General features: G+C 67.7%; 22 protein-coding genes. 9 read left to right on the top strand and 13 right to left on the bottom strand.

Annotation, left to right across the window (positions count from 1 at the left end; genetic code table 11):
• Positions 1–180 precede the first annotated feature (180 nt).
• Together QUD34_RS06085 and QUD34_RS06080 are read right to left on the bottom strand one after the other, a co-directional pair.
• Positions 181–687 (bottom strand): nucleoside deaminase, encoded by a 507-nt coding sequence (locus QUD34_RS06085; RefSeq protein WP_286355707.1) that lies wholly within the window; start codon positions 685–687, stop codon positions 181–183.
• Between the two features lie 11 nt (positions 688–698).
• Positions 699–1,181 (bottom strand): DinB family protein, encoded by a 483-nt coding sequence (locus QUD34_RS06080; RefSeq protein WP_286355706.1) that lies wholly within the window; start codon positions 1,179–1,181, stop codon positions 699–701.
• Positions 1,182–1,306: 125 nt separating this feature from the next.
• On the opposite strand from QUD34_RS06080, the gene QUD34_RS06075 reads away from it, so the two are divergent.
• On the top strand, positions 1,307–2,194 hold the full coding sequence (locus tag QUD34_RS06075) for a 3-hydroxyacyl-CoA dehydrogenase family protein (protein ID WP_286355705.1): 888 nt from the start codon (positions 1,307–1,309) through the stop codon (positions 2,192–2,194).
• A 24-nt stretch (positions 2,195–2,218) separates the two neighbouring features.
• Positions 2,219–2,569 (top strand): hypothetical protein, encoded by a 351-nt coding sequence (locus QUD34_RS06070; protein WP_286355704.1) that lies wholly within the window; start codon positions 2,219–2,221, stop codon positions 2,567–2,569.
• On the opposite strand, the gene QUD34_RS06065 is transcribed toward QUD34_RS06070, so the two are convergent.
• The 3 genes from QUD34_RS06065 to purD form a co-directional block, all read right to left on the bottom strand.
• Positions 2,566–3,249 carry a LytR/AlgR family response regulator transcription factor gene (locus tag QUD34_RS06065; RefSeq protein WP_286355703.1) on the bottom strand — a complete coding sequence of 228 codons (684 nt, stop codon included), beginning with the start codon at positions 3,247–3,249 and terminating at the stop codon, positions 2,566–2,568. The genes QUD34_RS06070 and QUD34_RS06065 overlap by 4 nt on opposite strands.
• Positions 3,246–4,235, bottom strand: a complete 990-nt coding sequence (locus tag QUD34_RS06060) for a sensor histidine kinase (protein WP_286355702.1) — start codon at positions 4,233–4,235, stop codon at positions 3,246–3,248. The genes QUD34_RS06065 and QUD34_RS06060 overlap by 4 nt, the downstream gene beginning before the upstream one ends.
• An 88-nt stretch (positions 4,236–4,323) precedes the next feature.
• Positions 4,324–5,628, bottom strand: a complete 1,305-nt coding sequence (gene purD, locus QUD34_RS06055) for a phosphoribosylamine--glycine ligase (RefSeq protein ID WP_286355701.1) — start codon at positions 5,626–5,628, stop codon at positions 4,324–4,326.
• Positions 5,629–5,824: 196 nt separating this feature from the next.
• On the opposite strand from purD, the gene QUD34_RS06050 reads away from it, so the two are divergent.
• The 4 genes from QUD34_RS06050 to QUD34_RS06035 all read left to right on the top strand — a co-directional run bounded on the left by QUD34_RS06050 (position 5,825) and on the right by QUD34_RS06035 (position 10,205).
• A complete protein-coding gene (locus QUD34_RS06050) occupies positions 5,825–6,622 on the top strand; it encodes an energy transducer TonB (protein WP_286355700.1) in 798 nt (265 codons plus the stop codon).
• A 62-nt stretch (positions 6,623–6,684) separates the two neighbouring features.
• Positions 6,685–8,817, top strand: a complete 2,133-nt coding sequence (locus QUD34_RS06045; RefSeq protein ID WP_286355699.1) for a TonB-dependent receptor — start codon at positions 6,685–6,687, stop codon at positions 8,815–8,817.
• A gap of 3 nt (positions 8,818–8,820) precedes the next feature.
• A complete protein-coding gene (locus tag QUD34_RS06040) occupies positions 8,821–9,438 on the top strand; it encodes a PepSY-associated TM helix domain-containing protein (RefSeq protein ID WP_286355698.1) in 618 nt (205 codons plus the stop codon).
• Positions 9,439–9,635: 197 nt separating this feature from the next.
• On the top strand, positions 9,636–10,205 hold the full coding sequence (locus tag QUD34_RS06035; protein ID WP_286355697.1) for a hypothetical protein: 570 nt from the start codon (positions 9,636–9,638) through the stop codon (positions 10,203–10,205).
• Positions 10,206–10,268: 63 nt separating this feature from the next.
• Here QUD34_RS06035 and QUD34_RS06030 read toward each other — a convergent pair whose 3' ends face one another.
• On the bottom strand, positions 10,269–11,021 hold the full coding sequence (locus QUD34_RS06030) for a LytR/AlgR family response regulator transcription factor (RefSeq protein ID WP_286355696.1): 753 nt from the start codon (positions 11,019–11,021) through the stop codon (positions 10,269–10,271).
• Positions 11,018–12,103, bottom strand: coding sequence for a sensor histidine kinase (locus QUD34_RS06025; RefSeq protein WP_286355695.1), 1,086 nt, complete (start codon positions 12,101–12,103; stop codon positions 11,018–11,020). The genes QUD34_RS06030 and QUD34_RS06025 overlap by 4 nt, the downstream gene beginning before the upstream one ends.
• A 156-nt stretch (positions 12,104–12,259) precedes the next feature.
• Between QUD34_RS06025 and tpx the strand changes: the two genes are divergently transcribed.
• The gene (tpx, locus tag QUD34_RS06020) at positions 12,260–12,805 is read left to right on the top strand and encodes a thiol peroxidase (protein WP_286355694.1); all 546 of its coding nucleotides are present in this window, start codon (positions 12,260–12,262) and stop codon (positions 12,803–12,805) included.
• A 53-nt stretch (positions 12,806–12,858) separates the two neighbouring features.
• On the opposite strand, the gene QUD34_RS06015 is transcribed toward tpx, so the two are convergent.
• The 6 genes from QUD34_RS06015 to polA form a co-directional block, all read right to left on the bottom strand.
• The gene (locus QUD34_RS06015) at positions 12,859–13,353 is read right to left on the bottom strand and encodes a 3-isopropylmalate dehydratase small subunit (RefSeq protein WP_286355693.1); all 495 of its coding nucleotides are present in this window, start codon (positions 13,351–13,353) and stop codon (positions 12,859–12,861) included.
• Between the two features lies 1 nt (position 13,354).
• Positions 13,355–14,638, bottom strand: a complete 1,284-nt coding sequence (locus tag QUD34_RS06010) for a 3-isopropylmalate dehydratase large subunit (protein ID WP_286355692.1) — start codon at positions 14,636–14,638, stop codon at positions 13,355–13,357.
• Positions 14,639–14,654: 16 nt separating this feature from the next.
• On the bottom strand, positions 14,655–15,854 hold the full coding sequence (locus QUD34_RS06005) for a CaiB/BaiF CoA transferase family protein (RefSeq protein WP_286355691.1): 1,200 nt from the start codon (positions 15,852–15,854) through the stop codon (positions 14,655–14,657).
• Complete coding sequence (locus QUD34_RS06000; protein ID WP_286355690.1) at positions 15,851–16,759, bottom strand: hydroxymethylglutaryl-CoA lyase; 909 nt, start codon at positions 16,757–16,759, stop codon at positions 15,851–15,853. The genes QUD34_RS06005 and QUD34_RS06000 overlap by 4 nt, the downstream gene beginning before the upstream one ends.
• 8 nt (positions 16,760–16,767) lie before the next feature.
• Positions 16,768–17,886, bottom strand: a complete 1,119-nt coding sequence (locus QUD34_RS05995; protein ID WP_286355689.1) for an isocitrate/isopropylmalate dehydrogenase family protein — start codon at positions 17,884–17,886, stop codon at positions 16,768–16,770.
• A 295-nt stretch (positions 17,887–18,181) separates the two neighbouring features.
• Complete coding sequence (gene polA, locus QUD34_RS05990; RefSeq protein WP_286355688.1) at positions 18,182–20,980, bottom strand: DNA polymerase I; 2,799 nt, start codon at positions 20,978–20,980, stop codon at positions 18,182–18,184.
• Between the two features lie 235 nt (positions 20,981–21,215).
• On the opposite strand from polA, the gene QUD34_RS05985 reads away from it, so the two are divergent.
• Entirely contained in the window at positions 21,216–21,632 is a 417-nt protein-coding gene (locus QUD34_RS05985) for a cache domain-containing protein (protein ID WP_286355687.1), read from the top strand.
• Positions 21,633–21,719: 87 nt separating this feature from the next.
• On the top strand, positions 21,720–22,184 hold the full coding sequence (locus QUD34_RS05980; protein ID WP_286355686.1) for a cache domain-containing protein: 465 nt from the start codon (positions 21,720–21,722) through the stop codon (positions 22,182–22,184).
• Position 22,185 lies beyond the last annotated feature (1 nt).

Below are 22,185 nucleotides of genomic sequence, written 5' to 3'. Positions count from 1 at the left end.
GGATCCGAGCCTGACGCAGCATCGCGACGCCCGCCGCCCCTCGCCCGGAGGGATGGAGCCAGGCGGGTGCTCCGCGGCGTCACCGCCCTCGAACGATGTCCCGCATCGCCCCGCGGGCGCTTCCTTGCGGCGCATCCCGCCTGGCTCCATCGCGGTGGCGCGGGGTTTTGTTACGACCTCTTAATAGCGGACCTTGTCGGTCTTCCGGTCCCAGGCCCAGAAGACCTCGAGGGCCTCGTCGCGCAGTAGCTGGTCCGCAGGCAGGCTCCGTTCCCCGAGAGGCAGCGCCACTTCGCGGTAGAGCCACGCGTCGTCGAACTGGATCGCCGCGGCGTCCGCACGGCCGTTGGCATACCAGAGGCGATCCAGCCGCGCCCAGTAGATGGCGCCCAGGCACATGGGACAGGGCTCGCAGCTGGTGTAGATCGCGCAGCCCCGCAGCTCGAAGGTTCCGAGCCGCGCGCAGGCCGCGCGGATGGCCACCACCTCCGCATGGGCCGTGGGGTCGTGGCTGGAGGTCACGCGGTTCCAGCCCTCGCCCACGATGGCGCCGTCCTTCACGATGACCGCGCCGAAGGGGCCGCCCGCCCCCTCTTCCATGTGGATGCGGGAAAGCTCGATGGCCCGCCGCATGAACCTGGCATCGGCCCCCGTCTCCATGGCGTCCCCCGAATCGGTCCGCGCCATTGTCTCACTGCTCAGGAATCCCAGCGCGCCTCGGGCTTCTGCTTCCACAGCCAGATGATGTAGTCCACATTCTTCGGCGCCGCCCCCAGGGCCTTGAGGCAGGTCATGTTCTGCCCGCGGTGGTGCTGGGTGTGCAGGCAGACCTGGACCAGCGCATCCGTCACGGACACCAGGCAGGGCGGATCCGGGAACCAGGGCACCCGGACGATGCGGGCAAGCGAGGCGTCGTCAAGGCTGCGGCCCAGCGCCCGGAAGACCTCATGGTTGGTCCGGCAGCGGAGCTGCAGATCCCCGAAAGCAGGCAGGGGGTGCTCCTCCATGGACACGACCTCCCCCTTGAGGACCTTCAGGAAGGCCTCCTGCACATCCACCAGGTGCCCCACCCGGGTGCGCAGCTCGGAATCCTCGCGAACCTGCGACTTGCCCCAGGCATGGAAGAACATCGCGTCCGCCCAGGCCTGGTGGCCGAGCAGATCCTTCAGCAGGCCGATCATGGACACCTCCCCCGGGCAGGAACGGATTCTGCCCGACGAACCCTACCGCAGGTCATGATCCCACCCGGAGTCCATCCAGCGGAACATAGGGGCCGGATCACCCCCATTCCATCAGGGAGCTCGACATGGACATCCAGCACATCGGCATCGTCGGCTGCGGGCTCATGGGCTCGGGCATCGCGCAGTGCGCCGCGGAGGCCGGCTACCAGGTCTGGGTGAAGGAAGCCGACGAAGCCCTCCTCGCCAAAGGGCTGGCACGCATCCAGGGCGCCTGGGAGCGCGCCGCGGTGAAGGGCAAGCTCACCGGGGATCAGAAGGCGGAGCTGGGCCGCCACCTGAACGGCACGACCACCTTCGCCGCCCTGGCCGGCTGCGACCTCGTGGTGGAGGCCGTGCCGGAGCGCATGGATCTGAAACTCCAGACCTTCGCGGAGCTGGACCGCGTGCTGGGCCCGGGCGCCCTGCTCTGCACCAACACCTCCAGCCTCTCCGTGGCCCAGATCAGCCCGGCCCTCTCCCCGCACCGGCTGGCCCGGCTGGCGGGCCTCCATTTCTTCAACCCCGTGCCCGTCATGCCCCTGGTGGAAGTCGTCCGCACCCTGGCCACGGACGAGGACACCCTGGCCGCCCTGCGCGCCTTCGTCGCCAAGCTCGGCAAGACCGCCGTCCTGGCGCCGGACGCCCCGGGTTTCGTGGTGAACCGCCTGCTGGTGCCCTACCTGCTCGACGCCATGCGCTGCGCCGAGCAGAAGCTGGCCACGGTGGAGGACATCGACACGGGCATGAAGCTGGGTTGCGGCCACCCCATGGGCCCGCTGCACCTGAGCGACTTCATCGGCCTCGACACCATGCAGAGCGTGGCCGAGGTGCTCTTCGAGGCCTTCGGGGAGCCGCGCTTCAAGGCCCCCTCGGTGCTGCGCCAGCTCGTCGCCGCCGGGCGCCTGGGCCGGAAGTCCGGCTCCGGCTTCTACCGCTGGGAGGGCGAGAAGCGGCAGGAAGCGCTGCCCCTGTAACCCAACCGTTGTAGTCTGTCGGCCATGCTGGACCTGCTGCTCATTCCCGCCGCGATCCTCCTGGCCTTCGCGCTGCGCGCAGTGCGTCGAGGGGACCACCGCCTGCACGGCCACCTCATGGTGTCGGCCTTCACGGTGGTCGGCCTGCGCATTCTGCTCCATCCGAGGAGCCTGGCGCAGGTCCATCTCGCAGCCTGGGCTGCCACCCTGGTCGCAGCTGGGACGACCATCCTCCTGGGGAGAAAGGCCCTGGCCTGGCGCGAAGCGCGCAGTTTCCGCGCCTATCTCCCCAGGATCCACCGCGCGTTCGGCGTGGCCACCCTCTCGGGTCTGGTCCTCTCGACCGTGATCTGGTTGTTCCGCAACCGCACCTAGAGCCCCAGAGTCCGCCGGACCTCGTCCATGCGGCGGCGGCTGATGACCAGACGCCCTGTGGCCAGCACCAGTTCGTCCTCCGTGGTCATTTCGAGGACTGCGTCCAGGCGCACCAGGGCATTGCGGTGGACCCGCATGAAGCCACGATCGGCGAGTCGTTCCTCCCAGTGGGCCAGGGTGCCATCCACAGGCAGTCGGCCTTCCGGGGTCCAGGCCATGCAGTCCCCAAGGTCTGCCACCAGCGCCTCCACCTCCTCGGGCCGCAGCAGGCGCGTGGCCCCCTTCTTTCGCACGGGGAGGCGCAACCATTCCTTTTGGAGGGGCTCGTCCTTCGGACGGATGCGGGACAGCGCCTGGGCCACCCCCACCCGCGAGATGGGCTTCAGCAGGTAGTGCACCGCCCCGCCGGCAAAGGCTTCGATGGCGTGCTGGGGATAGGCGGTCACGAAGACCAGCGAGGGTCTCGGGTCGGGCAGCATGTGCATCAGCTCCGTGCCCTTGATGCCCGGCATCTCGATGTCGAGGAACACCGCATCCGGCTGGTGCTCCGCAATGCCTGCGAGCCCGAGACGGCCGTTCTCCACCGAAGCCACTACGGCCACGCCCGGCAGCTCCGAAAGGAGCTCCACCAGATGCTCGCGCGCCAGGGGTTCGTCTTCGATGACCACGATCCGGATCATGCCTGCCTCCAGAGGAAGCCCACCCGATGCCTCCCCTCCACCATCCCCATGTCCAGATCCGCGGGGCTTTCGAGGCGTTGGCGCAGGGTTTCGAGGGCGGTTCCGGTGCCCCTATGGGCGCTCAGGCCCTGGCCTGGATCCTCCACCCACACATGCAGAACGCCTTCCTTCCGCTCGGCGCCGAGACGCACTTCCCCACCCCGTTCCAGGGGCGCCACACCGTGCTTGATGGCATTTTCCACCAGCACCTGGACTGACAGAGGGGGGACCTGGGCGGATTCCAGCTCCTCGGGAATCCCAACCACCACGCGCAAGCGGCCCCCCAGGCGGGCCTGTTCGATGCCGAGGTAGGCTTCCACGAAGGCCAGTTCCTGTTTCAGGGGGATGACGGCCTGGTCCGAGGCCTCGATCACCTGCCGGAAGAGCTGGGCCAAGCGCTCCGTGGTCGCCTGCGCGCCGCGAGGATCCTGCTCGATCTGGGCATGGAGGGTATTCAGGGTGTTGAAGATGAAATGCGGCGCCAGCTTGGCCCGCAGCGCCTGTTCCCGGGCCTCCAGCAAGTCGAAGCCGGCCTGTTTAGCGGATTCGGTGTACTCCAGCGCCATGCAGAACAGGCTGAAGACAAGGAGGGACATGGCGCCCTGGGCATGGGTCCAGGAACCCGGGCTGGTCATCTGGTAGACCGCGAAGCCCATGTAGCCCGACACCGCCCAGGACCAGCCTCCGCCCAGGGGGCCCCAGTACCGCTTCTTCTCGATGCGCCTGCGTTCAGATTCGACGACCAGGGACACCAGCCAACAGAGGGACAGACAGGCGAGCCCATAGCCCAGAGCCATGGGCCAGGACCACCTGCCCGCGCCATTCACATAATGCAGGAGCGTCAGGAGCGAAGAAGCCGCGCCCCGGCCGAACCACCAGCGCCAGGTGCCCCGGCGTTCGCGCCGAAGCTGTTCCTGCTCGCGAACCAGATGTGTGGGGATGCTCATTCGCCCTCCCGGCGACCCCCAGTCTGGAGGGAAGCCGGAAGCCGGGAAGGCCCTTCCCACGAACGGGTCAACGGCCAAATTGAACGGTTCACCAGGGATCCTGAACGGTCTTCCCCGCCTCCGCGTGCTTCAGGGCCTTGAGGCCGATGTCGTGGCGCACCTGCATGCCGGGCCACTGGACCTGCGGCAGGGCGGTCTCGATGGCGGCCCGGGCCGCGGCCAGGTCGGGCGCGGAGGTGGCCAGGTTCAGCACCCGGCCGCCATGGGTCAGCCACTGTCCATCCTGCTTCCGGGTCCCCGCATGGATCACCGTGACGGCGGAGGGGGCGATCGAGATGGGGACGCCCTTCTTGGCCCCTTCCGGGTAATCCTCGGCAGCCAGCACCACCGTGATGGCCGTGTGGGGCTTGAGCTTGAGGTCGCGGGAGACGAGGCGGCCTTCCGCGACTTCCAGCAGCAGGGCGGCCAGATCCTCATCCAGAAGCTGCATGAGCACCTGGGTTTCCGGGTCGCCGAAGCGCACATTGTATTCGAGCAGCTTCGGGCCCGCGGCCGTCCACATGACGCCGAGGAACAACACGCCCCGGGCCCTGAGGCCATCGCGCTGCAGTCCCTTCACCGTCGGCTCCACCAGCACGGCGCGCAGGCGCTGGACATCTTCGTCCCGCAGGAAGGGGATGGGCCCGAAGGCGCCCATGCCGCCGGTGTTGGGGCCCCGGTCGCCCTCGAAGATGCGCTTGTGGTCCTGGCAGGCGGGCAGCGTTGCAAACGCGGCGTGATCGGCGTCCACATCCACCAGCACATGCAGGGACAGCTCCATCCCCACCAGGGGCTCTTCGAAGACCACCGTGCGGCTGGCATCCCCGAACTGGCCGGCCATGAAGACCCGGAAGGTCGCCAGGGCCTCGCGCTCGGTCTCGGCCAGCACCACGCCCTTCCCCGCCGCCAGGCCATCAGCCTTCAGCACGATGGGGTAGCCGTGCGGCCAGGCGCGGATGAGGGCTTCGCCCTCGGTCTGATCGGTCACGGTCCAGCTGGCGGCGCAGGGGATGCCGTGCCGTTCCATGAAGGCCTTGGCCACAGCCTTGCTGCCTTCCAGCCGCGCCGTCTCGGCATCGTGCCCGAAGACCGGAATGCCCAGGGCCCGCACCGCATCCGCCACGCCCGCCACCAGGGGCAGCTCCGGCCCGGCGATCACCAGGCCCGGGCGGTTCGCGGCGCACCAGGCGGCCACGCCTCGGGCATCTTCCAGGTCCAAGGGAACGCAGGCGCCCAGCTCTCCCAGGGCATCGCTCCCGGGGGCCGACACCAGCTCCACCGGCATCGGGGAGGCCTTCAGCTTCAGGGCCAGCGCATGTTCCCGGCCGCCAGAGCCGAGGAGCAGGATCTTCATACCGCCTCCAGCCCTTCAGTATCCAGGAAAGATCCCCGTCCCCGAAGCCCGGCGAACGCCGGCCGGCGGCCTGGCCGGACTCCGGAGCAGAGACCTGCATCACATCTGCCGGGCCCGAGCGGAAAACCGTTGACACCGGATCCGGTCATCCCTAATTTATCAATATTGAGACTAAGTCTCACTCTTGGAATGAGCCATGCTCCAGACCCTTCCGATCCCCTTTGCCGCCCCCCAGACCCAACCCGAAACCCGGGAACCCATGCCCTCTCTGGAGGACCTGGTCTACCGGGCCAGTCTGGTCACCTCCGATGCGCCCCTCCACCGCGGGGACCGGAAGCGAGTGCTGGGGTTGAGCCTTGCCGTCTACGGTCTGCTCGGCGCGGCGGGTCTGATCCTCAGCGCCCGCTCGGCCACGGCCCTGATGGCACCGCCCAAGACCGTGACCATCAGCCTGCTGGAAGAAGCACCCCTGCTGGCGCCGCCGCCCCCCCCTGCGGGCGTTCAGACGGCTCCCAGCACCAGCCGGGCCTCCTCCACGCCCCAGGAACCCCAGGTCACCCCCGTCCCCACTCCCAGTTCGCCTGTGGAATCGCCCATGCCCGCGGGCACGGCGCCGGCCCACGGCTCGGGGCCTGGCGTTTCCGGAGGTGTTCCCGGGGGCGTCGCCGGTGGAACGGTGGGTGGGGTCGTCGGGGGAACGGTCGGGGGCATCGTGCCGCCGCGCTTCGACGCGACCTACCTGCAGAACCCCCCGCCCGATTACCCCTCGCTCTCCCGCCGCCTGGGAGAAGAGGGTCGGATCATTCTCCGGGTGCTGATCTCCCCCGAGGGCCTGCCTCGGGATATCCAGCTCCAGGCCAGCAGTGGCTTCCCCCGCCTGGACCAGGCGGCCCTCCAGACCGTGCGCCGCTGGCGCTTCGCCCCCGCCATGCGCGGGGACGAGCCCCTGGCTGCCTGGGTCCTCGTTCCCATCCGATTCAACCTCGAGTCCTGATCCCAGAATCCCGCTCCACCCACCACCAGCATCCCCAACCACCCGCCCCATCCGGAGCCATCATGCTTCTCGCCCGAGTTCTGCCTTGCGTCGCCGTCCTGTCCGCCCTGGGCCAATCCCCCGTCCGGGCCCAGGAACCCGCCAAGTCGGACGCTCCCGCCCCCACCCTGTCCGAAGTGAAGGTGAAGGCCACCAAGGTCAAGCCGGAAACGCGCGAGTACCAGGCGGTGACGGTCCGCACCGCCACCAAGATCGAGGCCCCCCTCAAGGACATCCCCCAGACCGTGGATCAGGTGCCCGCGGCCCTGCTGAAGGATCAGGGCGCGCGCTCCCTCCAGGACGCCCTCAAGAATGTGCCGGGTGTGGGCTTCAGCAGCGGCGACGGTCAGCGCGACCAGGTGAGCATCCGCGGCTTCACGGCCATCGGCGACCAGTTCGTGGATGGCATCCGCGACGACGGACTGTACTTCCGCGACCTCAGCAATGTCGAACGCGTCGAGGTGCTGAAGGGGCCCGCCTCCGTGCTCTACGGCCGCGGTTCTTCCGGCGGCATGATCAACCGCATCACCAAGCAGCCGGATGGCCTCACCCTCCGTGAGGTCGAGCTGACCGCCGGCACCCTCGGCCAGCGCCGCGGCAGCTTCGACCTGGGCGGGGCCGCGGCCGGAACTAACTACCGCGTGACCGGGGCCCTGGAGGATTCGGGTGGATTCCGCAACCAGTCCTTCCTGGAGCGCCAGGCCCTGGCGCCCTCCTTCGGCTGGCGCTTCTCCAAGGACACCCGGCTCACCGTCCAGTTCGACTACCTGCGCGACAAGCGCGTCACGGATTTCGGCCTTCCCGGCCTCCTCAGCACGGGCCGCCCCGTGGAGGTCCCCCGCGAAACCTACTACGGCTCCGCCAACGCCCGGAAGGACGACTACAGCCGGTCGGAAGTCTTCGGCACCACCGTCACCTTCGAGCACCGCTTCAGCTCCAGCCTCAGCCTCCGCAACGCCATGCGGGCCTACGACTTCGACCTGGACCGCCACAACACGCTGGTGGGCAGCGTGAACGAGACCGCCGGGACGGTCTCCCTCACCCACGGGGACCTGCGCCGTCAGGAGCGGGGCGTCTTCGATCAGCTGGAGCTGGTCCAGCGCCTCTCCACCGGCTCGATCCACCACCAGGTGCTGTACGGCCTTGAAATCGGCATCCAGCGCAAGGGGGCCCGCAACTTCTCCTTCGCCAATGCCGTCACCGTCTCCCTCTACGACCCCGTCCTGAAGCCCCTGCCCGCCTTCAACTACGCGGTGCCCGCCGGCGACAGCCTGAGCCACCAGAAGAGCCTCAGCGGCTATGTGCAGGATCTCGTCGAGTTCACGCCGCAGTGGAAGGCCCTCGTCGGCGCGCGGTGGGACCGCTTCGACCAATCCACCCAGGACTTCAAGGCCTTCAAGACGCTGGAGCGCACCGACACGGCCTGGAGCCCCCGCGCAGGGCTGGTCTTCCAGCCCACGGAGATCCAGTCCTACTACCTCTCCTTCAGCCGCAGCTTCCAGCCTTCCGCCGAGCTGCTGGCCCTGGCCGCGAACAACGCGGCCATCGACCCCGAGCGCACCCGCAACTGGGAACTGGGCGCCAAGTACGACCTCTTCGCCGGCAAGGGCGCGGCCACCGTGGCCCTCTTCAACCTCGAGCGCACGGGCATCAAGAGCACCGACCCCGCCAACCCCACCCTCCTCATCCCCGTGGGCACCCAGCGGACCAACGGCCTGGAAGCCAGCCTGGGGGGCGAGATCGCCGAGGGCTGGCGGATCCGCGCGGGCTATGCCCACCTGGACGGCCGCATCACCGGCTCCACGCCCGGCACCAAGGTCAGCGGCGTGGCCATCGAAGGCCACCGCCCCAGCCTCACGCCCCTCGACAGCGGCAACCTCTGGATCAACTGGGACATCAACCCCGGCTGGGGCGCCGGTCTCGGCCTGAACACCTCCGGAGACCGGTTCGCCTCGAACAGCAACCTGGTGCGGCTGGGCTCCTACACCACCTTCGATGGGGCCGTCTACTACCGGGCCACCCGTTGGGATCTGGCCCTGAACCTGAAGAACCTCACCAACAGGAAGTACATCGCCGCCGGTCACGGGGCCAGCGACCTGCTGCTGGTTCCCGGAGCGCCCTTCAGCGCCGACCTCAGCCTGCGCCTGCGGCTCTAGCCGATGACCCGCCCCCGCCGCTTCCTCGTCTGGCTTCGCAAGGTCCACGCCTGGGTGGGCCTGGCGGGCGCGGCCCTGGGTCTCCTCTTCGGGACCACCGGCTTTCTGCTGAACCATCGGGCGGTCCTGAAGGTTCCGGGGGGTCGCGTCGAAACCGAGAGGATCCAGCTGGAACTCACCGAAGCCCCGGCCTCGCCCGAGGCCCTGGCCCGAGACCTGGCCCTCCGCTTCGGCTTCGCGCCCGAGCGGGCCCGCTGGCAGGTCCAGCCCGCGAAGCCCGTGCGGTTCAGCGGGGCCCCCGTCACCACGGCGGGCACCTGGACCGTCCTCCTGGGCACCCACCGCCGCCAGGCCCGCGCCACCTACCTGCCGGGCAACCGCACGGTGGATGTGGAGGCGCGCCGGGCCGACCTCATCGGGACCCTCCAGCGCATGCACAAGTCCGATGCGGGTCACGCACCCTGGATCCTCCTCGCGGACGCCTTCGCGGGGGCCCTGGTCTTCCTCACCTTGAGCGGAACCCTGCTCTGGACCCGCCTCGCCGGCGAGAGGATGCTGGCCATCGCCCTGGCGGCGGGCGGTTTCCTGACCCTGATGCTGGTCGCCGCCCTGGCCTGGTAGTTCCCACCTCCGGCTCGCCCCTGACGGGTGCCCCTTCGCCCGGCCACGGATCGGTTCGCCCCAGATCCGTGGCCCGGGAGGGGCGCCCTGCGCATGTTGATCGGCGTCATCCCCGCCCGTCGGATCGCCGCTCCGGGCTCCCATTCCACGCGCCGCCGGTGCCCCGGTTCCGGCAGCCCTTCCCGTTCGGAGGCAACATGAACCGCATCTCGACATCCCTCGCTGTGGCCGTGGCGGCCTTCGCCGGCCTGGCACTCCAGGCCGAGGACTTCCAGCCGCTCATGAAGGCCACCCGCACCACCTGGCCCGAGAAGCAGCATATCGGCGTGATCTGCGACTACAACGCCAGCCAGGCCCAGGTGATGGCCCTGGCCAAGGCCGCCGGCGAAGGCTCGCTGATCACCGTGGCGGACACCCGTCGGCCCGAGTATGCCGCCTCGGCGGCCCACCTGATCGCCAATCACAAGGCCGACTATCTGGTGCTGCTCCCCGGCGACCGCTCGTTCCGGGACGGTTCCTTCGGAGCCACCCTCGCCATCAGCCAGCTGGGCCTCCGGGGCGTGCCCGCCATCGGAACCACGGCCGTGGCCCTGAAGCAGGGCGCGGTGTTCAGCGTGGGCGACGGCACCCAGGGCGAAGTGCTCGTCACGGACCGCCTCATCGGCACCGTGGATGTGATCCTGCCCAACCGGGCCCTGGCGCAGAAGGCCTCCCTGGTGCTCCGGCAGGAGGGCATGGCCACCATCGCGGTGCACGCCGCCGAATGACCCCCACCGCCCGCCTGCCACGGCCCGGCCCCCGCCGGGCCGTTCTCTTGGCCGGGATCAGCGTCAGAGCCACTCTCCGAACTGTTCGCGGTAGGTCCGGCTCAGGGTGAGGCGGGTGCCATCGCGCATGATCACCAGGTGGTCGCCGCCGGTCCAGGGCTGGAATTCCTTGATGCAGTCCAGGTTCACGATGGCCGAGCGGTGGATGCGGCGGAACTGGGCGGGATCCAGCCGGGTGAGCAGTCCCGACAAGGTCTGCCGTAGCAGGTGGGAGGTGCCCTCCACATGGAGGCGCACATAGTTGTCCTCGGCCTCGATCCATTGCAGGCCGGCTGTCTTCACCAGGATGTGGCGGTCGCCCTGCTTCACCAGCAGCCGGTCCACCCAGGGCCGCTCCTTCCGTAGCCCCGCCAGCAGGGCCTCCAGGTCAGGTCCGCTCCCTGCCTCTTTCTGGGTACACCAGCGGCGGGCCCGCTCCAAGGCCTGGTGGAAGCGCTCAGGCGAGAAGGGCTTGAGCAGGTAGTCGAGGGCGTGGACCTCGAAGGCCCGGAGCGCGTGCTGGTCATAGGCCGTGATGAAGAGGGTGGGCGGCATGCGGTCCGCCCCCACGGCCTCCACCACGCCGAAGCCGTCCAGTTCCGGCATCTGGATGTCGAGGAAGACCAGATCCGGCGCCAGGTCCTCAATGGCCTTCACCGCCTCGAGGCCGTGGGCGCATTCGGCGGCCACCTCGATGTCCGGCGCCTTGCGGAGCAGATGGCGGATGCGCTGCCGGGCCAGCGATTCGTCATCCACGATGAGGGCACGCAAGGTCATCCGACCTCCGGTCCCGGCCGATCCAGGGGAAGGTGCAACACCACGAGGGTACCCCGGCCCGGAGCGCCCAGCAGGTCCAGTTGATGCCTGCCCTTGTAGAGCAGCCCCAGGCGGGCCCGGACATTGCCGAGACCCACGCCCTCGCGGCCCGGCGTGAATCCCTCGCCGTCGTCCTGGACCTCGATCACCAGGCACTCGGAATCGCGGTGGGCCCGCAGCTGCAGGGTGCCGCCCTGGGGACGGTCGGACAGGCCATGCTTGAGAGCATTCTCCACCAGGGGCTGGAGGATGAAGCTGGGCACCCGCAGGTCCAGCAGGTCGGGGGCGATGTCCATGCGGACCTGGAGCCGGTCCTGGAAGCGCACCTGCTCGATGGCCAGGTAGGCCTGGATGAAGGCCAGCTCTTTGCGCAGCGTCACCAGCTGGTCGGGCGGAGCGTCCAGGGTCATGCGCAGGAAATCCCCCAGGCGGCTGATCATGTCGTCCGCGCCCTCCGGATTGGCGTGGACCAGGGCGGAGATGGAGTTGAGCGTGTTGAAGAGGAAGTGGGGCTGGAGCTGCATCCGAAGGGCCAGGTTCTGGGCCTCGGCAAACCGGGCCTCCAGCTTCGCGGCCTCGACTTCGCGGGCCTTGTACTTCCGGTAGATCCGCAACCCATGGAAGGCGGCGACCACCGCCCACATGAAGAGGAGGTTCGTGTGGAAGTAGGCCCGGTAGAAGCGCGGCAGGCCCTTGAGGAACCGCGCCAGATCGATGGGCTTCCCCAGGTCCCAGGAATCCAGGCGGAGGGAGATGAGGTAGGCCACGAAAAGCCCCAGAGCCGCCACGACCACGCTGGCCAGCAGGTGCAGGGTCCAGGTCCGCCACTGGGACCAGGCGAAGGATTCGATGGGCCGCCGGTTGGCCAGCCAGATCAGGAAGAGGCCCAGCAGGCCCCAGGCCCCGTTCTGGAGCAGGTTCATCACCACGAGCCGGAGAACCGGGGCGGACGGGTACATGGCCAGGTCCCAGGTGGCCATGTAGAGCCCCATCAGGGCCCAGATGCCCCAGTACCAGCGCCACTTCCCAACCGCGGGTTCCATGCTCCAAGCCTAGAGACACAAAGGAGTTCCCGCCAGCGGGCTGGGGCGAGCCGAGGCATTCCAGGGGTGATCTTCCACTCAGAGGTGATCAATCGGTCAGGAATGCCGTTACGGATTTCCCCATCGGGAGTAGGATGAGCCCGCCGGGAGGTCACCATGGCCACGATCACCCTGAACGGCAACCCCGTCCATACCTGCGGCGAGCTGCCCACCATCGGCTTCGCCACGCCCCCGTTCACCCTCACCCGCACGGATCTCCGCGACATCACCAGCGTGGAGCTGGAGGGGAAGCGCATCGTGCTGAGCATCTTCCCCAGTCTGGACACGGCCACCTGCGCCCAGAGCATGCGGACCTTCAACGCCCTCGCGGCGGATCTGAGCGACGCGGTGCTGCTCTGCGTCTCCATGGACCTGCCCTTCGCCCTGGATCTCTTCTGCGGGGCGGAGCGGCTGGAGCGGGCCGTGCCCGTCTCCGCCTTCCGGCACCCGGATTTCGGAACCTCGTTCGGCGTCACCCTCGTGGATGGCCCGCTGCGGGGCCTCCTGGCCCGGGCCGTCGTGGCGCTGGACGAGAACGGCACGGTCGTCCACACCGAGTTGGTGTCCGAGCTCACGCATGAGCCGGACTACGACATGGCCATCCACGCCATCCGGAACCACCACCACCCCTGCCCGCAGGATGCCCTCGAGACGACGGAATAGAGAGAACCGGCCGGAGCGCAACCGCCCCGGCCGGTTCTCCCTGCCGCAAGCCTTCAGGCGTTCGTCGCCAACAGCCGTGCGCGGGTGTAGGGGATGAGCCCGCCCGCGTCCATGATGCCCTTGCGGGCGGCGGGCAGCTGGACCTGCTCGAAGGCCTTGCCGGTGGTCTTGTTGAGCACCCGGTCGGTCGTGATCTCCAGCTCATCCCCCTCGCTGGCCTCGAGGCCGGGGCAGATCACCACCTGCAGGCCCAGGTTGATGCTGTTCTGCAGGAAGATGCGCGAGATGCTCTTGGCCACCACGGCCACCTCGTGGCCCTTGAGGGTTGAGCAGGCCTGCTCCCGGCTGGAGCCGCAACCGAAGTTCTCCCCGCCCACGATGATCGACCCTGGCGGAAAGGCCTTGGCCTTGAGCTTCGCGTTGAACTCGGTGCGGTCGAAGAAGGCGAACTGGGGGGTCTCCGTGGGCAGCACGGTGGCCATGAAACGGCCCGGGTAGATGTCATCCGTGCTGATGTCGTTCCCGAGCGTGATGATGACCTTCGCCATGTCAGGCTCCTTTCCGGGGATCGGTGATGACGCCGGTGATCGCCGAGGCGGCGGCCACCACCGGGCTGCAGAGGTAGACCTCGCCGGTCGGATTGCCCATGCGGCCCTTGAAATTGCGGTTGGTGGTGCTGAGGGCCACTTCGTGGTCGCCCAGCGCCCCCTCATGCACGCCCAGGCAGGGACCGCAGCCGGAGTTCATGACCACGGCCCCGGCCCTCATGAAGTCGTGGATGTAGCCCTTGTCCAGGGCCTGCGCGAAGATTTTGCTGGAGGCGGGGAACACCAGCATGCGGGTGCCTTCCGCGACCTTTTTGCCCCGCAGGATGGCGGCGGCGTCCGCCAGATCGTCCAGGCGGCCGTTGGTGCAGCTGCCGATGACGATCTGCTGGATCTTGGTGCCGAGAACCTGGTCGATGGGCTTCACATGGTCCACCATGTGCGGGCAGGCGATCTGGGGCGCCAGCGCGGAGACATCGATCTCCACCGTCTGGATGTACTGCGCATCGGGATCCGGGGTGACGCAGGTGATCGCGTCCACGACGCCCGCCTCCTCGCGGAGGTAGCGGACCGTCTCCTCGTCCCCGGGAACGATGCCGGAGGTGGCGCCGGCCTCCACGCTCATGTTGCAGATGGCGATGCGCCCGCTGGTGCTCATCTTCCGGATGGTCTCGCCGTGGAATTCCAGCACCTTGTAGTTGGCGCCCTGGGCCGTGAGCTTGCCGATCAGGTGGAGGATGAGGTCCTTGGGGCCGACCATGGCCGGAAACTCGCCCTTCACCACCACCTTGATGGTGGCGGGCACTTCGATGTTCACCGCGATGCCCAGGCTCCAGGCCGAGGCCATCTCCGTGGCGCCGACGCCGAAGCTGAAGGCGCCCAGCGCCCCGTGGCTGGTGGTGTGGGAATCCGTGCCCAACACCACGAAGCCCGGCCGCACATAGCCGTACTCCGGCAGGATCTGGTGGCAGATGCCGCCCACATCGCCGCGAATGTCGTGGAACTTGGTGATGCCGTGCTCGGCCACGAATCCGCGGATCTTCTTCTGGTTGGTGGCGGTCTTGGGGGATTCCGCCGGCACCCGGTGGTCGAAGATGATGGCGATGCGGGCTGGATCCCACACCTTCGCCGGACGGCCGGTCCCCTGGAACACCTCCAGGAACTGGTTGATCACCAGCGCCGCGTTCTCATGCGACATGGCGAGATCGACCTGGGGTTCGACCACATCCCCCACTTTCACGGAGGCCTGCCCCGCTGCGCGGGCCAGGATCTTTTCGACGACGGTCATGCCCATGGGAACCTCCTCAGATGACGCCTTTGGATTTCAATTCGGTCAGTTCGCCTTCGCCCAGGCCCAGGTGCCCGTAGACCAAGGCATTGTGCTCGCCCAGGGCCGGCGGCGGGGCATCCACGGAGCCTGGAGTCTTCTCGAAGAGGGCCGTCAGGCCGAAGACCTCGATCTCGCCCACGCCCGCCACCTGGACCTTGCGGAGCACCTCCCGGTGCTGGATCTGCGGTTGCCGTAAAGCCTCTTCGAGGCCCAGGATCTCCCCGCTGGGCACATCCTTCGCGTTCAGGGCCTCTACCCAGAAGCGGGTCGGTTTCTGGGTCAGCCGGTCCTCCAGGAGCGGCGTCAATTCCCGCCGGTTCTTCTTCCGGGTATCGCGCTCCTGGAAGCGGGGGTCCGTCTTCAATGCCGAAACCTCCAGCACCTCGCAGACCGCCTCCCACTGCTCCTGCTTGTTCGCCGCGATGTTGATGTGCCCATCCTGCGTCCGGAAGGTGCCGCTGGGCGCGGCCGTGAAGTTGTCGTTGCCCATGAGGGCCGGCTGCTCGCCGCCGATGAGCAGGTTGGCCGCCACCCAGCCCATGAGGGGCATGATGCTGTCGAGCAGGGCGATGTCGATGGCCTGCCCCTGCCCCGTGCGCTCCCGGTGGAAGAGCGCCGCCATCACGGCAAAGGCGGCGTTCAGGCCGCCCACGGTGTCGCAGACGGGGAAGCCCGTGCGCAGGGGGTTCAGCCGCTCGTCGCCGTTCACAGCCATTTCGCCGGACAGACCCTGGATGATCTGATCGTAGGCGGGCTTAAGCGCGTCGGGGCCCGTCTGGCCGAAGCCCGAAATGGCGCAGTAGATGAGCCGGGGGTTGAGCGCCGCCAGCGTCTTGTAGCCCAGCCCCAGGCGGTCCATGACGCCCGGCCGGAAATTCTCCACCACCACATCCGCGTCCTTCACCAGCTTCCGGAAGATCTCTTTGCCTTCCGGGGACTTGGTGTTGAGCGTGATGGACTTCTTGTTGCAGTTCTGGGCCAGGAAGCTGGTGCCCATGAGCTTCTTGTTCAGATCGGGGACGATGCCCAGCTTCCGGGCCAGGTCGCCGTCTTTGGGATTCTCCACCTTGATGACTTCGGCCCCCAGCAAGGCCAGATGGAGCGTGGTGAAGGGCCCGGACAACACATTCGTGAGATCCAGGACCTTGATGCCTTCGAGGATCTTCCTGCTCATGCCGTCACCTTTGCAGCGAGAGGCCCGGTTCGGTAGACGCAGCCGGGGAGTTCCCGACCGAAGTGGGCGGCGACATCCTTCGTCACCCCGATGAGGGCCGCGAGGTCGATGTCCATGCGCTGCCCCGTGCGCTGGAGGCCATGGACGAGATCTTCCGTGGCCACATTACCGGCCGCCACCTTGGTGAAGGGGCAGCCACCGAGCCCGCCGAAGCTGGTCTCGATGGCCCGGGCCCCGGCTTCCATGGCGGCGTAGACGCTGGCCATGCCCAGGCCGTAGGTGTTGTGGATGTGCGCCGTGATTTCGGCGGCGGGGTCCAGGCCCAGGACCTTCTGGACATAGCGCCGCACCTGGGCCGGGTGGGCATGGCCCGCCGTGTCCGCCAGGCTGATGGAGGTCAGCCCGGCGTCCAGGTAGGCGGCCACGATGCCCAGGACCCGGGCCTCGTCGATGGGGCCTTCAAAGCCGCAGCCGAAGGCGCTCTGCACGCTCACCTGCACCTTCCGCCCGGCCTTCCGGGCTTCCAGGGCCGTGGCGATGATGCGGCGCGTGGCGTCCTCCGTGCCCATGCCGGTGTTCTTGCGGCTGTGGGTCTCGGAGGCGGACACGCCCATGCAGATGAGCGGAACGCCCACCTCCAGGGCCCGCTCCAACCCCTTCTCGTTGAGCACCAGACCCGACAGCAGGGCCCGATGGGATTCCCGGCCGAGGAGGCGGAACAGCTCATCCGTGTCGGCCATCTGGGGCATCTTGTCGCCCCGCACGAAGGAGCCCACCTGGACGATGTCCACGCCCGAATCCGCCATGCGGCGGATCCAGTCGAGTTTCGTTTCCGTTGGTACAACCACGCTTTCGGCCTGGAGACCGTCGCGGGGGCCAACTTCGTGGATGAGGATGCGATCCATGGCCGACCTCAGAGCTTCCTGGCAATCGCCTCGCCCATGTCGAGGGTCGTGGCCTTGCCGCCCATGTCGTAGGTGCGGACCTGGCCTTCGGCGATGACGGCGGCGGTGGCGGCTTCGAGCCGGGCGCCCTTCTCGGTCTCCCCCAGCCAATCCAGCATCATCTTGGCGGCCAGGATGGTGGCGATGGGGTTCACCTTGTACTGGCCCGCGTACTTCGGCGCGCTGCCATGGCTCGGTTCGAACACCGCCAGCTTCTCGCCGATGTTCCCCGAGCAGCCGAAGCCGAGCCCGCCCACCATCTGGGCGGCGAGGTCGCTGACGATGTCGCCGAAGAGGTTGGTGGCCACCATCACGCCGTAGTTCTTGGGGTTCTTGAGCATCCACATGGTGATGGCATCGACATTGGCGTCATCCATCGCGATGCCCGGGTATTCCTTGGCGATGCGCTTGCCGGTCTCCAGGAACATGCCTTCGGTGGCCCGCACCACATTGGCCTTGTGGATGACCGTGACCTTGGGGTAGCCGAACTTCTTGGCGTACTCGAAGGCGGCGCGGATGATGCGGTCGCAGCCCTTCTGGGTGTTCACTTTGCAGGTGATGGCGAACTGGTCGCCGGGAATCTCCGCGAAGTGGGCGAAGGGCTTGCTGAGCTTCTTCAGGGTTTCCTTCAGCTCGTCGGGAACGGGGCTGAATTCCACGCCGGCGTAGAGATCCTCGGTGTTCTCGCGGAAGATCACCATGTCGATGTCTTCCTTGTAGTTCAGAGGGTTGCCCGCGTAGGCCTTGCAGGGCCTCAGGCAGGTGTAGAGGTCGAACATCTGCCGCATGCGGACGATGGGGCTGCGGTAGATGAGCCCCTTGCCCTTCAGTTCCGGCACCAGCTCCGCCTCGGCGTCCTTCACGGGCTTCGAGGTGATGGCGCCGAACATGGCGGCATGGCTGTTCTTCAGCAGGTCGATGGTGCGCTGGGGGAAGGCTTCCCCCTCCTTGCACCAGAACTCCCAGCCGATGTCCCCGTGGGTGTACGAGGCATCGAACTTCAGGGCATCCAGGCAGATCTTGGCGGCCTCCATGACCTCGACGCCCACGCCGTCACCGGGCAACCAGGCGATGTTGAACTGGCTCATGTTCAGACTCCTGCAGGAAGGGGACTGGGGCTGCGGTGCGCTCCCGCACCAGACCCGCCAATCATGACCTCCCCGTTAAGTTTGAGCCCGGGCAGCCATCACAAAACCCCCAGAAATCGCCTGATCCGGGAACATCCCCCGACAAAGTGTCAAACCCTCCACCAGCCACCCTCAGGGTCAGGACGGTGCCGGGGCGGATAAAGTGGGCTAACCACAGAGGGCGCAGAGGCCGCAGAGCATGGAAATCGCTTCTCTGTGCTCTCTGCGGTTCATGTTTCCCCGAGGTAGGGGTCGCCTACTTGCAGGCCAGCCAGCTGTCGCCCGTGCGGACTTCCGCCGCCAGCTTCACGCCCAGGGCGCCCAGATCGTCGGCGCCTTCCATGGCGTCCTTCAGGAGAGCGGCGGCCCGGTCCACTTCTTCCGGCGGCGCCTCCATCAAGAGTTCGTCATGGACCTGGAGCAGCAGCCTGGCCCGGAGGCCTGAGACCTGGAGGCTGCGGTGCAGGCGCACCATGGCCCGGCGCATGAGGTCGGCGGCCGTACCCTGAACGATAGTGTTCACGGCTTCGCGCAGCCCCTGGGCCTGGAACTGCTTGTTGGGACTCTCCAACTCGGGGATCAGACGGATGCGGCCCCAGTGGGTGCGGACGAGGCCTTCGGCCAGGGCCCGCTCCTTGGCGCCCTCAATCCAGGCCGCCACCTTCGGCATGCGCTCGAAGTAGCGTTCGATGAAGGCCTTGGCCTCCTTCTGGCTGACGCCGATGTTGGCGGCGAGGGCGAAGGCCCCCTGCCCGTAGAGCAGGCCGAAGTTGACCGCCTTGGAGGCGCTGCGCTGATCGGAGGTGACGGTCTCCATGGGCACGCCGAAGACCTCGGAGGCCGTCCGGCGGTGGATGTCCTCACCCGCGGCGAAGGCGCCCAGCAGGACGGGATCCTCGGCCAGGGCCGCCACCACCCGCAGTTCGATCTGGCTGTAGTCCGCATCCAGCAGAACCCAGCCGGGTTCGGGCACGAAAGCCCCGCGGATGGCCCGGCCCTCCTCGGTGCGGATGGGGATGTTCTGGAGGTTGGGATCGCTGGAGGCCAGCCGCCCCGAGGCCACGGCCGCCTGGTGCAGGCGCGTGTGCACGCGCTTGGTCACGGGGTTCACCATCTGCGGCAGAGCCTCCACATAGGTGCCCAGCAGCTTCACCATCTGGCGGTGCCGCAACAGCTCGCTGGCGATCTCCGCACCCTGCGCCTTGGCCAATTCCTGCAGCACATCCTCGTCGGTGCTGGGCGCCTTGGTCTTGCCCGTGAACTTCACGGGCTTGTAACCCAGCTTGCCGAAGAGGATCGCCCCCAGCTGGGTGGGGCTGTTCAGGTTGAAAGGCTCGCCCGCGAGTTCGATGACACGGGCTTGGGCCCGTTCGCGCTCACCGTGCATGCGCACGGCGAGCTGGGAAAGCACATTCAAATCCAGGCGGACGCCATGGCCTTCGAGGGCCGCCAGAACCTCCACGAGCGGGAGGTCCACCTCTTCGTAGAGGCGCTTCATCCGGTCGTCGGCGAACCTCGTCCGCAGCTTGTCGCAGAGCTGCAGGGCCAGGTCGGCATCTTCCGCAGCGTACTGCACCGCCTGCTCGAACACGGCCTCGTCAAAGCGCTTCTGGCTCTTCCCCTTCCCCACCACCTCCTCGAAGGCGATCGGCTTCACATCGAGCAGGCGCACGGACAGGTCATCCAGGTTGTGGCGGACGCCGCTCTCCAGCAGGAAGCTCAGCACCATGCTGTCGTCCGCCAAGCCCGCCACGGGCAAGCCATGACGGGTCAGCACCTGCAAATCGTACTTCAGGTTCTGGCCGCACTTCCCGACGGAGGCATCCGCCAGCAGCGGCGCGAGGACGCGCCGGGCCTCCGCGAAGGGCACATTGCGGGGGTCCAGGTGGGGCGCCAGTTCCGAGAAGAAGCCCACCGCATCGCCCCGAAGGTCCAGCAGCGATTCGGGCAGGCCCGAGTCCGGTAGCAGGCCCGGCAGAGAGCCTTCCGTGTCCGCGGTGGCGGGCTTCAGGTGGGCCAGCGGCACATAGAGCCCCTCGTTGGGTGCCCAGGCCAGGCTGAGGCCCACCAGGTGGCCCCGCGTGGGATCGATGCTGGTGGTCTCCGTGTCGAGGCCGAAGCGACCGGCCGCGCGGCAGGCCGCCACGGCCGCCTCGAGGTCCGCCACGGTGGAGGCGGCCCGATAGGTCCGCGCGCTGCCCGCCTGCTCGGCGCTCTGGGTGAACTCCTTGGTGAGGGTCTGGAAACCCAGGGCCTTGAAGGTCTCCCGGGCCTTGGCCTCGTCCACGCCGGGATAGGCGAGATCCTTCGGATGCAGGGACAGCTTGAGGTCGGTCACCACGGTGACCAGGCGCCGGGTGAGCTCCAGCCACGCGGCGGCGGTGTCCAGGCCTTCGCGCTGCTTGGGCTTGAGCTCAGCCTTGCCGGCGATGACGCCGTCGAGGTTGCCGAACTTCTCCAGCAGCAGCGCTGCGCCCTTTTCGCCGATGCCGGGCACGCCCTTCACATTGTCGGAGGCGTCCCCCACCAGGCTCAGGAAGTCCACCACCTGCTCGGGCCACACGCCCATGCGGGTCTTCACGCCCTCGCGGTCATGCCAGACTTCGCCGTCCTTGGTGTTCAACACCTGGATGCGCAGCCCGTCGTCCACCAGCTGCAGCAGGTCCTTGTCGGGGCTGACGATGACCGCGGGAAGGCCGTGGGCGGCGGATTCCCGGGCCAGGGTGCCCATGACATCGTCCGCCTCGTAGCCATGCAGCTCCACGATGGGGATGTTCAGCGCCTCCACCAGCTGCCGGATCATGGGGATCTGCGGTCGCAGGTCCTCGGGCATGGCGTCGCGGTTGGCCTTGTACTCGGGATAGATCTCGTGCCGGAAGGTGGGTTCCGGCGTATCGAACACGCAGGCGATGTGGGTGGGCTTGTGCTTCTCCAGCAGCTGCAGCACCAGCCGCGTGAAGGTGTAGGCCGCCCCGTTTTTCAGCCGGGGATTGGCGAAGTAGGCCCTAAAAATGAAGGCAAAGGTATCAATCAGGTAAAGGCGATCCTCAGCCACGGTTCATCTCCCGGTTCAACGGCGAGGTCTCGCGCATCCGCGCGGCGGATGCCGAGAAAAGGAAGGCGAAGGTGTCGATCAGGTAGAGGCGGTCGTCGGACATGCCTCCAGTCTGGCAGGCCCTGCCGGGATTCATGCTTCCGCCCGAGCGGACGATCTCTACAGGTGTAGCCGTTCTCCTCCGAAGGAGGCCCTTGTGCACGCTGGGAATGCATGGATTCCGGCCCTTTTCTGCATGACCGCGCCACCCCTCCTGGCCCAGGACCAGCCCGCTCGGGCCCTGTCCCTGGTGAAGGAGGCGGTGGCGTTCGCCAAGAGCCATGGAAAAGAGGCCCTGCTGAGGGAGATCAACCACGGCCAGGGCCGGTTCCATGTGAAAAGCGGGGAAGAGCTCTACATCTTCGTCTACGACCTGCAGGGCGTCTGCCAGGCCATCGGCTTCCAGAGCCAGATGGTGGGCACGAACCGGATCGGCCTGCGGGATCCCGACGGAAAGCACTTCCTCCGGGACATGATCGCCGTCGCCCGGGCCAAGGGCAGCGGCTGGGTGGACTACAAATACCCCCACCCCGCGACGGGCAAGGTCAGGACCAAGGTCTCGTATGTGGAGCTGATGGAAGGCTGGATCATCGGCTGCGGCGCCTATAAATAGATTCCAAATGAGAGCTTAAGGTGGTCTTAGCCCAGGCCGATGAATGTGGGGGAGAGAGTCCCTGTTTGCTTGAGAAGGAGATTGCCCATGAGCATCCACCCGCGTCGCCTGCTGGCCCTGCCCGCCGCCCTCATGATCACCACCGCCCTACTCGCCCAGCCTGCGGAGCGCCCCAAGGCCGAAGCCATGGTGAAGGAGGGCATCGCCTTCCTGAAGGCCAACGGGAAGGAGGCCTTCCTGGCCGAGGTCCACAAGCCCCAGGGCCGGTTCCATGTAAAGCAGGGCGGGACCCTCTATCTCTTCGTCTATGACCTCAAGGGCGTGGTGCTGGCCCACGGGGCCCGGGCCAACCTCCTCGGCGTCAACCGCTGGAATGTGAAGGACCCGGACGGCGTCTACAACATCCAGGAGATCATCAAGACCGGCCAGAAGAAGGGCGGCGGCTGGGCCGACATGAAGGTCGAGAATCCCGCCACGGGCAAGGTCGAGAACAAGACCTCGTTCTGCCTGGCGGAAGGCGGCCTCGTCGTCGGCTGCGGCATCTACAAGTAGG

This window comes from Geothrix oryzae (genome assembly GCF_030295385.1).
Taxonomy (GTDB): domain Bacteria; phylum Acidobacteriota; class Holophagae; order Holophagales; family Holophagaceae; genus Geothrix; species Geothrix oryzae.
This window is presented reverse-complemented; position numbering and strand designations above follow the sequence as displayed.